Origin of the sequence: Cylindrospermum stagnale PCC 7417, from assembly GCF_000317535.1 — a bacterium.
Lineage (GTDB): Bacteria > Cyanobacteriota > Cyanobacteriia > Cyanobacteriales > Nostocaceae > Cylindrospermum > Cylindrospermum stagnale.
Window position 1 is genome coordinate 5,968,341 of the sequence record NC_019757.1, and the last position, 12,099, is coordinate 5,980,439.

Below are 12,099 nucleotides of genomic sequence, written 5' to 3' on the forward strand. Positions count from 1 at the left end.
TGTGTGGTTGCAATTCATCTAAATCCCTATTAGGGATTGAAACATCGGAAGCGGGTAACTCGTAACATTTCGCAAGAAGGTTGCAATTCATCTAAATCCCTATTAGGGATTGAAACGACTTAATCCCCGAAAGCACCTTTGACCAATTTGTTGCAATTCATCTAAATCCCTATTAGGGATTGAAACTCAGCGGGAAGTATCGCTACTGGCTGACCTTGCATCAGTTGCAATTCATCTAAATCCCTATTAGGGATTGAAACTCAAAATTCAGTAAGTATAGCAATCCTATTTGATTTGCTTTCCAGAGAGAGGCTCAGATCCCCGACTTCTTGAAGAAGTCGGGGATCTTTTTGTTCGTAATTCAATCTAAATCCCTATTAGGGATTGAAAAAATGTGGAATATATGGAGTAATCGGAACCAGATTCTGATTCTCCCGGTCAAATTAAGTATAACTACGTAACCAGAAACTGCGGTAAGCTGGATGCATGAATTACGAAACTATTAGCGTCCAGTTTTCCCAAATTGGCACAGTGACGCCAATAACAACAATCAGAAGGCAAAAAAAGGACAATCCACAGAAAACAAAAATTGTGTAAATTGTGAATCTATCTAGAGTAAGAAAAAATCAGGCATAAATAAACTCCATTTTAAATCTATATGTAATTTCCGTGGATGATATTGTTCTTTTAGTAAAAACTCAATATAATGTCAGGGTAATTAAGTATACTCTTCCAGTAAAATGAAAAGAGAGAATTGTGTTTTAAATCAAACTTCAAAACCAAGCTTAAGTATCAAGCTTCTTACACCATTTTGTCTCATCTCCTCCCTATTATTAGGTGCAACTTCAGTTTCTGCCCAAGTTATAGAGTCACGCTTCTGCACAGCTAAAGGTACAGTTACTAATAGTGCTGGAGTAGCTCTTCCTGGTGTGACAGTAACTTTAAGTAATCCAGATGAAAGTAACTCTACTACCACAGATGCTAATGGTAACTACATAGTTTCTCTAGGGGAAGTAGATATTGCTTACTTTTGTGTTGTCACTCCCTCAAAGACTGGATACAGCTTCAGTCCTGTGGATTCCACCTTTTTGCCAGGTCGCCGTTCAGATCGCCATATTGCTAACTTTATAGGTACTTGAATAAGCGGCAGATCTGTTGATAGGTGTTTAGCTTTCCTGCCAAAAGAAAAGCGCTTTAATTAGTAGAAACGTTCTAGTTAGCATTAACTAGCATTAATTAGAACTAGCTAGAACCTTTACCAATTCGACTGCTGTATTCAACTGGCTTCTAGCCTGTAGCAAAGCATTGAGCCTTTCAACGCCGCGCCCTCGGTATCTCGTGGGTCACCATTATGGCTAAGGTGGATAACTTTGACATTTTCAGTTTTGAATCGCCAAATAATTCTGATCTACCTTCAGCATTGTGCCGCTGACGAATCACCCGCAACTCAAACTATTAGGGATAGAAAAAACGGGGAATATATGGAGTAATCGGAACCAGATCCCGATTCTCCCGAAAATATTAAGTATAACTACGTAACCAGAAACTGCGGTAAGCTGGATGCATGAATTACGAAACAGCCCGCAAACTCCTCATAGACCAGACAGTAACCGAGGAAAACCCAGATGCCCTGTTAAACCGTCTGAGACAGGGAAAATCCCCGGTTCCAGGTCAGATTACCTCGATTTTGTTAGCGTTGAAAGTTGTGTTTGAAGCGCTGAAAGAAGCCTCTAGCCTAGATAGAGAACTGGCATTTGCCCTCTATCAGTTAGGTGTTAAGGCTCAACAGATGTTTGCCGCAGGGCGCAAAGCAGGCATTGATTGGCCGCCACTGCTGAAAGAAGATTTGCAGCGAATTTCTCTAGCTTCAGAAAGTATCTTTTCGGGAACATGGCAAACCCTACCTGCTGGAGGGAAGCTGATCAATGAAGTGTGAAGGATGAAATTTACATCTTTTCAGCCTTCAGCCTTCATCGGGTTAACGGTTTCGCAGTTCCGCTTCTAACTTATCTAAATCAGCTTTTAGCAAAACTGTCATTTGACCTGTTATCGCTTTACCTGTCTTGGGTTGGGGCACTTCTACCCAATAGGCAAAGCGATCGCCAACTCGCAATTCTCCCCGTAAAGCTTCCCGCAGCGGAGTTTTAGCCAGACGCGCCGAATTAATCGCACTTTGGTTAGGATATTGGTAAATTACCTGGGCGCGACTATAGTCTTGATAAATATCCAAGCCATAAATTACCCGCAAAGACTCCTGGAAGCGCTGGAAGGTAATCCCATTAATACCGTCATACATAGTCATGCGTTCAGTGCGAATTTGGCTGCGGTTTTTGGTAAACTGCACCCTACCGGGAGGTAATACCGACGCTTGAAAGGTGAATCGCTGGGCAGCTGTATCACTCTTTTGCACAAATAATTTCTCACCACTGTTGGGGCGAAGGGTCGGATGTGCTTGAATCCACGTAGTTACTTCTTCTGTACTTTGCCCTGGTAAAGCCTTAACTGGTGAATCAAACAGCATTCCCACCGACAGCCAGGGGACTAGAGAACAAGGCAAAATCAAAAACTTATGTAGAGATTTTTTGAGCATTTTTCGATTCAAGACTGACATGGCAATTCCCCATTGGGCGCTAATTAAAACGCGGTAATCATAGTCTGCCCCGTTTTTTCACTTGCATTAAACTTCGCCAGAAAAAAATCTGTAATAGTAGAGACGTTGCAGGCAACGTCTCTACATTTGGAGGCAGGTGTACACACAAGTCTCTCTTAATGCAATTGATGCTTTATCGAACAGAGTAAGCAAAACCTCACCCTGTCCTGACGGACATCCCTCTCTATGCGTTGGAGAGGGACAGGTTTTGCATAGCAAAACCAGGGTGAGGTTTTGGCGGAATTTTGGGTAATCGGATAATTTGTGTGTACACGGTAGACATTTGGAGGAGAGAGTTAACAGGGTGTTAGCGCTACTTTAATTACTTTACGCGCCTTCATGTCATTAAACACCTGTGCTAAATCCTGCAATGGGCGGTGTTCGCTGATCAGTAACTCAAAGGGAATTCTACCGCTAGCTATCAATGACAGCGCTGCCCGCACGTACTCTGGTGTGTTGTGAAATACGCCTTTGAGGGTGAGTTCGCTGTAGTGTAGTTGTTCTGTATTCACGGTAATTGTCGTATCCCGTGGACAGCCGCCAAATAAGTTTACAGTTGCACCAGGACGGGCACAGGCGATCGCCATTTCCCAAACACTAGGGACACCAGTTGCCTCAATCACCACATCTGCACCCCATCCTGCGGTTAATTCTTTCACCACAGCGGCAATATCGGGATTTTGATGATAATTAAAAGTTTGCGCCGCACCGAGTTTCTTACCAATTTCTAACCTGTGGTCACTTCCTCCCCACAGCAACACCTCGGTTTGATCAGCCAAAGCCGCCACAAACATTAGTCCAATTGCCCCATCTCCCAAGACGACAACGCGATCTTTAGCTTTGACATGAGAACGCCCGATGCCATGCAACACACAAGCTAAAGGTTCGGTCATCGCTGCTAATTCCCAAGGCAAATCATCGGGAATCGGCAACATATTCTGCTGGACTATCGGCGCGGGAATCTTCAGATATTCGGCAAAAGTGCCATTATTCCAGGTCAAATTCGGACAGAGGGAATATTCTTGACGTTGACAAAAAAAGCATTCCATGCATGGTGCAGAGTTATTTGCAACGATGCGATCGCCTAATTGCCAACTCCTGACACCAGCACCCAAAGCCACAATTCGTCCCGCTGCTTCATGACCAAACAGCGTTGGTGGTTTCAGCATCTTCGCATGACCACCACGACGCCAAACTTTCAAATCTGTACCGCAAGTAGTGGCTGCCCCCACTTGGATCACCACTTCGCCAGCCGCCGGGGTAGGGTCAGCGACTTCCTCTAGGCGTAAATCTTCTTGGCCGTAAAGTAACGCTGCTAACAAAGCTTTTAACCGATGAATTAGCTACACCCGATTTTATCAGGTAGAGTCTCTTCTTAAGTCCATAACAACGTTGTACCGAGAATTTCTCTCAGGCTCAATTTTTGATTACAAAGATTTCACCACAGGCTGAGGAATTTTTCCCAGATTTCGGGTTTCGATATTCGACGCACGATTTATAGTGAATAGTGGTACTTCTTGTCGGCACGACACACAAAACCAATACAGTTCACCATGACGGACATGACGCAGAACAGAACCACCGCAGCATGGGCAAGTGTTGGCTCTCATACTCATAACCAATGTCCTCCTTTTAAAAAAATTATTGTTTAAGACAAGCAAAAAAAGTTTGTTGATTAAAACCGAATCTTGGCGATATCAATGCCACCATTTCATGCTCTAGGATCTTTAAGAATTTCTTAATAGATCCTTTTTCAGAGATATTATGACTAACCTCATTTTAGGAGGATAGAGCATTTGTGCTTACTCCTGGGAAATTTAAATTAACTTCACTGACTTACTCAAACACAATTTCGGTTAACTGTAGCCCCCAATCAGCACCAAATATATTGTTAGAGCATCAGCAACAGCCGATAAACAACCACAATCTAAAGCTACTACCTATTGTTTACTCTTTTCATCTATCTTGGGGATCATAAGCAATTAGAATTTATTGTAGCCAAACCTACAAAATTGCTAAATTTGTAGCTGAAAATACTAAATTATGTGATGGGATCAATTACTCAGCACCTATGTTAGGGGAAATTGCTAAATGAAAATATAAATTATTAATATTAATTAATCAGGAAAAGTTCACATGATTTATAATTCTTCACTTATCGACACACCCATAACTAACTAATGAAAATCGCTACTTGGAACGTCAACTCGGTTCGCACCCGCTTAGAACAGGTTATTGATTGGTTGGGACCCAATCCTGTAGATGTCCTCTGCTTGCAAGAAACCAAGGTGGTGGATGCTGATTTTCCGCGATCACCTTTTGAACAATTAGGCTATCACCTTTATATTTCGGGACAGAAGGCTTACAACGGCGTTGCTCTCATTAGCCGCCAACCGCTTCTAGACGTAACTACGGGTTTCAAAGCAATCTTGCCAGACATATCACCAGAATGGGATGAGCAAAAGCGGGTAATTACTGGGATTATTGGCGGAATTCGGATTGTCAATCTCTATGTTCCCAACGGTTCAGCCGTCGGTAGCGAGAAATACGTTTACAAACTCAGTTGGTTAACAGTATTGCGAGAATATTTGCGTACACTTCTGGTGTCCCAACCAGCCATCTGCGTCTGTGGCGACTTTAACATTGCCCTAGAAGCTAAAGATATTCACGACAAAGTTAAAACTGAAAATCACATCATGGCTTCGGAGATAGAACGCCAAGCCTTACAAGATATACTCGCTTTAGGATTTGCCGATGCCTTTCGCAAATTCACCACAGAAGGCGGACATTATAGCTGGTGGGACTATCGCACCGGTGCCTTCAAGCGCAATTTAGGCTGGCGGATTGACCATCACTACCTGACACCCGCTTTATATGAAAAGGCTCAAAGTTGCATTATTGATGTTGAACCGCGCAAATTGACCCAACCCAGCGACCATACACCAGTGATTGTCGAGTTTTAGGTGAGTCAGGAGTGCAAGGAATGCGATCGCTTCATGAAGCGATCGCCACCATGCAAAAGCCTATAATTAATCAACAGGAAACACCCTAGGTAAGCATTATGACTACAGTAGCTATCTTGCCTATATCAAATGCCAGTGGTGAAAAATCTTATCGTGCCATTGCTGGTGATAAACAGTCAGTCGCAAGTAATCGCCCGACAACTATGGATTCGTTTAGGGTTATTTCCGTAGACCATATTTGCCTATAGTGCGGTTCACGATTCCAACTCGCTCAATAATTCGCTCTTGTCACCAGGATAAAAGCGATCGCACAATATCTCCGTTAAACTATAAGGACAATCAGAGGGAAAAGTGCGACTAGGCAAGTCTGTTTCTCTAATAGCTAACTCCACACCTCTCAGGTAAGCTTTACCAAGTACCTCCTCAAGATAAGATTTAAGGCTGGGATTTTCCTCAAGCAGTTCAGCCGTATCTAGGCGTTGAATGCGAAGGGTTGCTAACCAACTACGACTGCGACGTTGTGATTGAAACTCCCATTTCAGCAAATGTCCAATCAAAAGAAGGAAAACGATTTCGCAGTTCTTGGCGTTGCTGTTTTCCCAAAGATTCAATTTCCTCAATCAAATTTTGCAAGTCAATTTCACTCCATTGATGGTTGCGGAGTAAGGATACTTGTTCCTGTGTCCAAGCATAAAAATCAGTTGCGTAGAGGCTGAATACAGGTATCGCTGTCTTTGGATTTATTTCTGGGATGTGCATCAGATTTGTTTAACCGCAACGTTTTCATTGTAGACAAAATGGGATGACTGTGATTTTGGGAATTTTCTGCGGGGAAAATAGTGATTAAACTGAACTAGGGAAGGATAGATGAGGCAGATGATCAGAACAATGATTAATGCTCACTGTCCAATATCCTATACCCCCTGCCCCATACTCAAATCCAAAAGCTATGTATCTAGTCACTGGAGCAACAGGAGATATTGGTCGCAGAGTTGTGCGACTTTTGCGCCAACAGGAAAAGTCTGTGCGAGCATTTGTCCGGCTTACATCGCGTTACAGCGAGTTAGAACACCGGGGTGCTGATATCTTCATCGGTGATTTGCAGCGAGAAAAAGATATCCAGAAAGCTTGTCAGGGCGTTAAATACATGATCAGCGCCCACGGTTCTGATAGCGATGCTCTATCTCTAGATTATCGCGCTAATATTGAACTCATTGACCAAGCAAAAGCCAATGCAGTCGAACACTTTGTCTTCATTTCCGTACTGGGTGCCGACCGAGGATATGAAGATGCTCCTGTGTTCAAAGCCAAACGGGCAGTAGAACGATATCTGCAAGCCAGTGGCTTAAATTACACAATTTTCCGCCCGGCTGGATTAGCATCAAACTTGCTACCACTGGCAGAACGGTTTCGCGAAACGGGTTTGTATCTACTCATCGGTGACCCCAAAAACCGTACCTCAATTGTCAGTACTGATGATTTAGCTTTGTTAGTAGTGAATTCTATAACAACTGAAGGCGCTCGTAACCAGATTTTTCCAGTGGGAGGGCCAGATGTTTTATTGCGAGAGGATATTCCCCGAATTTTTAGCCGCATATTCCACAAAGACCCTGTAGTAATTAACTCACCACTTTTTGCTATTGATGGATTACGCGGTGCCCTGGGTTTATTTAATCCCCAAGCAAAGGAAGGTTTGGGAACCTTTCGCACTTTGTTAGCTAATGAATTTTTCTGTACAAAAGAGGAAATTACCAATTTAGAAAGGATTTTTAACTTTCGATTGGAGACATTAGAAAATTTTGTCCGCCGCTATCTAGCAGATTGAATTGGGTTATGGGTGATTGGTAATTGGTGATGAAAAAATACCGATTACCAATTACCTATTACCTATTACCTATTACCAAATCTATGAAATATTCCCTAGCGGCAAATGCTGCACAAGCACGTCAGACCAAAGAGAGATTCGCTAAACCAGAGGAACAACTATCCTATGAATTAGGAAAGGCGGTTCAGGAATTACCACCGCTCTACTTCAGATTATTAGCGGGAACGATTAGCGTTGTAGTATTTGGAGCGATCGCCTGGGCACATTTCTCAGAAATTGACGAAGTCGCCACAGCACCAGGGGAATTAATCGCTTCCACACAGGTAAGACCGGTCACAGCCTTGGGTGGAGGGACAATTTTGGCCGTGAAGGTGAAAGAAGGCGATCGCGTTACTAAAGGACAAGTGCTGATTCAGCGAGATCCAGATTTACAACAAACCGATGTCGCCCGCTTTGCCAAATCTAGCAAATTGATTCAAGACGACTTGCAACGTTTGGATGCAGAACGCATCGGGGGCAAAAATGCCGGGACAAAACTGCAAGATGAACTGTTAAACGCCCGGTTGCTAGACTATCAAGCGCGTCAAGCAGCAGCAGCAGCAGAAGCAAACCGTCAATTATCACTAATCAATCAAGCCAAAGTCCGCGCCACTCGCCTGCAAGATAACTTAGTTAACGCCAAAACCAGCGTTACCAACGCTCAAGAAAACCTGAGTAACGCCCAAAGCATCAGCGTTAGAATTGAGAGTAATTTAGCGATCGCTCAAAAAAGAGAAGAAGGCTTACGCACTCTAGTTATTCCTGGCGCTGTACCGCGAATTGATTACCTGGAGTCCCAAGAAAGATTAACTCGTGCCAAAACAGAAATCACCAGAGCAAAAGACGAAGTTACCAACGCCCAAAATCGGTTAACAGAAGCTCAAGACAAAGTTGCATCTTTAGAAAAAGATATCGCCGCCCAATTCCAAGAAATTCGCCAAGCCGAACAAGCTTATAAAGCTGCGCGTAATCAAGGGCTACGGTTGGCATCAGAACGCCAAAGTGAAATTTTGACCCAAATCAACAAACGCAAAGAAGACCTCACCACCATCGCCGGTCAACTGGAGCAAGCAAGAAAGCAGAAAGCCTTAGAAAGTATCGAGGCTCCCGTTGCAGGTACGATTTACAGAATCAAAGCCACTAACGGGCCAGTACAATCTGGTGAAGAATTGCTGTCAATCTTACCCGAAGGCGAAGAAATGCAGTTAGAGGTGAAAGTCCTGAACCGCGATATTGGCTTTATTCGTCAGAAGATGAAAGCAAAAGTGAAAATGGCCACTTTCCCCTTCCAAGAATTTGGCGTCATCGAGGGCGAAGTTGTACAAGTCAGCCCAAATGCAATTGTTGATAAAGAATTAGGCTTAGTTTTCCCCACGAGAATTAAGTTGAGCAAACACTCAATCAACGTTCGGGGTCAAGAAGTAGCATTTACCCCAGGTATGGCGGCAAATGGAGAAATCGTCACTCGCAAAAAGTCAATTTTGACCTTCATTGTTGAGCCAATTACTCGCCGCTTTAGCGAGGCATTCTCTGTCAGATAGATTTTCTAATTTTTAATCTTTGTAGAGCAGGCATCTTGCCTGCCCCTACCCTGTGGTCTATTTACCTGAAAATCCCTGTAATCCTCTGGCACCAGATATGAATAGGACTAAAGCTGCGTGTCACAATAAACATCTATTGTAGGGTGCGTTCCCTAACGCACAGATTAAGATTTTCAATGAAGAAAACCCACTCACATATTTAGCATTATTTGTCAATGCAATAAGTCCTATAAATATAAATAGAAAATATTAGATTAGCGAATATTCCGATTCTCCAAAGACTCTAAGCGCACCTTAATTAAATCAATTTGCAAATAAACAAAATCTCTCAAAACCGGAATTTTTCTTATTTGCAACTCCAACTTTTCTTGTTCTTCCTGAGACTGCTTTAACTGAAACCTCAAATCATCCAACTGTTTAGACAACTTTTGGACTTCTAACTTATAACCTTCCTCATCTCCCTCAAAATCCGGTAATTCTTCTAAAGTCGCTTCTAATTTCAATGGAAGCTGCAAAAAAGGATCACTAAATTCTAAAATACCCTTTTCTTCTAATTTCCATTCCTTCCCACTGGGACAACTAGAAATCCTAGCAGGATTAACCAATATAAAATGACTATCTACCGACGAAGAATCACCACGATAATCACATCGGTGCATTGAAAGGTAATCAATCTGGGTTACTTAAAGATGTGGAAGCAAATTTTCAACCAGACCAGACGGACTTACAAATTAATAAAGGTCATGGTCGAATCGAAAAACGTACTGTTAGTATCTGCAAGTATCAAGGTCAAAGTGATTGGCCAGGACTAGAGACAGTAATTCGAGTAGAGTCTGAACGTCAAATTATCAAGCAAAATTTCATTGAAGTTGAAACTGAAACTCGTTATTATATTGCTTCATTCACGGTTACGGCTGATGTTTTTGCACAAAAAATTCGCAGCTATTGGGATGTTGAAAACAAAGTGCATTATGTTCGAGATGTGACTCAAGGAGAAGATAATTCTCGAATCCGTACTAATGGATTAGTTCAAATTTTTGCCCTAGCTCGTAATTTAGCTCTAAATCTTTACCGTTATCATGACTTTAAAAATATGGCTCAAGCACAAAGATTTGCCTGTTTTGGTCTTAGCACACTCAAGCAATTATTTAGAATGAAATAGCCCTGCTTAAAAATGGGTGAATTAAGTAATAGTGAAAAAAGTAATTGGTTAATTGGTCGTTTTTGTTATGGGATTCAGAAAAACTAAACCAAAACTTACGTATGATAATGGTTTTACAGGGGTTTGGGATTGCATCGGCAGCCCCACAATGACAGAAATGCGTTAGTTGTGCACCATTCCTGTAAACAAATCTTATATTACTAAGGCATTTGGCGAGAACTGACATAAGTTGCTAATTTAAGGACTCCCGAAAAAGTATCGGGACATGGAGAGGGGAACTATCACCCCATGCCTAGATATTATTTCAGAACACAACTAACTATTAATTCTATTTTTGGCGTTTTTTGACTATTTCTTCAGCATCATAATTATCATTGCTGCCAATGCTGTTGTTACTGGAACTATTGTCGTAATACTGGAATTGCCGCTGGGCTGCTGAACTTACAAAACTGCTAATTTGGTTTTCACTGCTGATAGAACTGGTGCCCAACTCAACTGTTGGCAATTCATAATCACCAAATTTCACTGGCAAACCATTTTCGCCAATGGTGACAACAACAGACGGTACAGCTATGGGTTCTGTAGTTTTTGCTGATTTATTAATTGGCTCAGATGTCAGGCTAAAGGTTAAAGTTTGTGTGCTACTTCCTGGCTTCCCTGTAATCATCTGACGTACTTGGCTCTCAGTCAGGCTGGAGTTAGCACTGAGCATGAGCGCAACTACCCCAGCAACATGGGGGGAAGCCATAGAAGTGCCACTGTAAGTGTCATACTGATTATTTGGCACTGAAGAGTAGACATCGACACCAGGGGCTGTAACATAGGCGATTTCTTGGGAGCCAGAACGGTTAGAGAAGTCAGCCAGGTTATTATTTTGATCAACGGCCCCAACTGCAATGCCTGTATTGTAGGCATAGCGAGCAGGATAACCTGGGGATGAAGCACCATCATTACCTGCGGCCATGACAACAATCGTACCTTTGCTGCTGGCATATTCCACAGCTGACTTGAGAGTCCTGTTAGAAAAACTGCCTCCCAAGCTGAGGTTAATTACATTAGCGCCATGATCTACAGCATAGCGAATGCCTTTAGCGATCGCACTATAAGAGCCTGAACCTGATTCATTCAGCACCTTTACAGGCATAATTTTGGCGTTATATGCAACACCAGTTATACCAATACCATTATTCTCCCCTGCGATCGTGCCAGAAACATGAGTACCATGACCATTGTCGTCTAGGGCGTTGTTGTTATTGCTCACAAAGTTCCAGCCGTTGATGTCATCAACATAGCCGTCACCATCATCATCAATGCCATTACCAGCGATTTCTTTGGTATTAGTCCAAATATTATTTCGTAAGTCTTCATGGTTATAGTCAACCCCAGTATCTATAACCGCAACTACAACTCCCTGACCTGTGTATCCATGTGCCCAAGCTTCAGGAGCTTTAACCATATCTACTCCTGAATTATTGCCCCCAATGTTAGGCACATCACCATAAGTTCCCTCACCAGCAGCGCGACTAACAGCATCGGCTGCATTCACCAAGCCATACCCAGAGCGAGAGTTATAGTTCCCACTACTAGAAACCTTAGCAGTATCGTTGGCTAAATTAGAGCTACTACGACCACTGAAACTGAAACTGTGGTCACCCTGAATATTGAAGGTATCACCTGAAGAGATAGGAGCGACATCTAAGCCTTTATTTGATAAATAACCGTTAATACCATCATTAGACATAAGTATTTTATCCTCAAATGTATCAATGTCTGCGGGACAGCATGAACTGTTAAAAACTTTGTCCAAAAAGGTTTTAAGGCGCAAACTATCTCCCTTTGCCAATAAATACTATGAAATCCAGTAGCAGAATGCTATTTTGATCACAAATAAAATTAGAAAAATTGTAATTTTAAATAGA

Annotated in this window: 13 protein-coding genes and 1 CRISPR repeat array (1 of these 14 cut by a window edge); of the genes, 6 read left to right on the forward strand and 7 right to left on the reverse strand. The window is 42.4% G+C overall.

Annotated elements, in window-relative coordinates; all coding sequences use genetic code 11:
- Window positions 1-260: a CRISPR direct-repeat array (repeat unit 37 nt; unit sequence GTTGCAATTCATCTAAATCCCTATTAGGGATTGAAAC); it begins 1,807 nt to the left of the window's first position.
- A gap of 480 nt (window positions 261-740) precedes the next feature.
- Window positions 741-1,139: a carboxypeptidase-like regulatory domain-containing protein gene (locus CYLST_RS25065; RefSeq protein WP_015210543.1), complete on the forward strand. Its 399-nt coding sequence runs from the start codon at window positions 741-743 to the stop codon at window positions 1,137-1,139.
- 425 nt (window positions 1,140-1,564) lie between these two features.
- Window positions 1,565-1,936, forward strand: coding sequence for a hypothetical protein (locus CYLST_RS25070; protein WP_015210544.1), 372 nt, complete (start codon window positions 1,565-1,567; stop codon window positions 1,934-1,936).
- 42 nt (window positions 1,937-1,978) lie between these two features.
- On the opposite strand, the gene CYLST_RS25075 is transcribed toward CYLST_RS25070, so the two are convergent.
- The 3 genes from CYLST_RS25075 to CYLST_RS33715 all read right to left on the reverse strand — a co-directional run bounded on the left by CYLST_RS25075 (window position 1,979) and on the right by CYLST_RS33715 (window position 4,266).
- Window positions 1,979-2,590 carry a hypothetical protein gene (locus CYLST_RS25075; protein WP_041233885.1) on the reverse strand — a complete coding sequence of 204 codons (612 nt, stop codon included), beginning with the start codon at window positions 2,588-2,590 and terminating at the stop codon, window positions 1,979-1,981.
- Window positions 2,591-2,946: 356 nt separating this feature from the next.
- The gene (locus tag CYLST_RS25080; RefSeq protein ID WP_015210546.1) at window positions 2,947-3,972 is read right to left on the reverse strand and encodes a zinc-dependent alcohol dehydrogenase; all 1,026 of its coding nucleotides are present in this window, start codon (window positions 3,970-3,972) and stop codon (window positions 2,947-2,949) included.
- 105 nt (window positions 3,973-4,077) lie between these two features.
- Window positions 4,078-4,266, reverse strand: a complete 189-nt coding sequence (locus CYLST_RS33715) for a hypothetical protein (protein WP_015210547.1) — start codon at window positions 4,264-4,266, stop codon at window positions 4,078-4,080.
- Window positions 4,267-4,830: 564 nt separating this feature from the next.
- Here CYLST_RS33715 and xth point away from each other — a divergent pair.
- Window positions 4,831-5,613, forward strand: coding sequence for an exodeoxyribonuclease III (gene xth, locus CYLST_RS25085; protein WP_015210548.1), 783 nt, complete (start codon window positions 4,831-4,833; stop codon window positions 5,611-5,613).
- 254 nt (window positions 5,614-5,867) lie between these two features.
- On the opposite strand, the gene CYLST_RS36590 is transcribed toward xth, so the two are convergent.
- Window positions 5,868-6,170, reverse strand: coding sequence for a DUF29 domain-containing protein (locus tag CYLST_RS36590; protein WP_342663854.1), 303 nt, complete (start codon window positions 6,168-6,170; stop codon window positions 5,868-5,870).
- Entirely contained in the window at window positions 6,118-6,372 is a 255-nt protein-coding gene (locus tag CYLST_RS36595) for a DUF29 domain-containing protein (RefSeq protein ID WP_342663855.1), read from the reverse strand. Before CYLST_RS36595 ends, CYLST_RS36590 begins: the two co-directional genes overlap by 53 nt.
- A 190-nt stretch (window positions 6,373-6,562) precedes the next feature.
- On the opposite strand from CYLST_RS36595, the gene CYLST_RS25095 reads away from it, so the two are divergent.
- Window positions 6,563-7,438: an SDR family oxidoreductase gene (locus CYLST_RS25095; RefSeq protein ID WP_041233886.1), complete on the forward strand. Its 876-nt coding sequence runs from the start codon at window positions 6,563-6,565 to the stop codon at window positions 7,436-7,438.
- 83 nt (window positions 7,439-7,521) lie between these two features.
- Window positions 7,522-9,018, forward strand: a complete 1,497-nt coding sequence (locus tag CYLST_RS25100) for a beta-barrel domain-containing protein (protein WP_041233887.1) — start codon at window positions 7,522-7,524, stop codon at window positions 9,016-9,018.
- 254 nt (window positions 9,019-9,272) lie between these two features.
- Here CYLST_RS25100 and CYLST_RS25105 read toward each other — a convergent pair whose 3' ends face one another.
- Window positions 9,273-9,677 carry a hypothetical protein gene (locus CYLST_RS25105; protein WP_041233259.1) on the reverse strand — a complete coding sequence of 135 codons (405 nt, stop codon included), beginning with the start codon at window positions 9,675-9,677 and terminating at the stop codon, window positions 9,273-9,275.
- Between CYLST_RS25105 and CYLST_RS25110 the strand changes: the two genes are divergently transcribed.
- Window positions 9,677-10,180, forward strand: coding sequence for an ISAs1 family transposase (locus tag CYLST_RS25110; protein WP_085960702.1), 504 nt, complete (start codon window positions 9,677-9,679; stop codon window positions 10,178-10,180). The genes CYLST_RS25105 and CYLST_RS25110 overlap by 1 nt on opposite strands.
- 328 nt (window positions 10,181-10,508) lie before the next feature.
- Here CYLST_RS25110 and CYLST_RS25115 read toward each other — a convergent pair whose 3' ends face one another.
- Window positions 10,509-11,921, reverse strand: a complete 1,413-nt coding sequence (locus tag CYLST_RS25115; protein ID WP_015210552.1) for a S8 family peptidase — start codon at window positions 11,919-11,921, stop codon at window positions 10,509-10,511.
- Window positions 11,922-12,099: the final 178 nt, after the last annotated feature.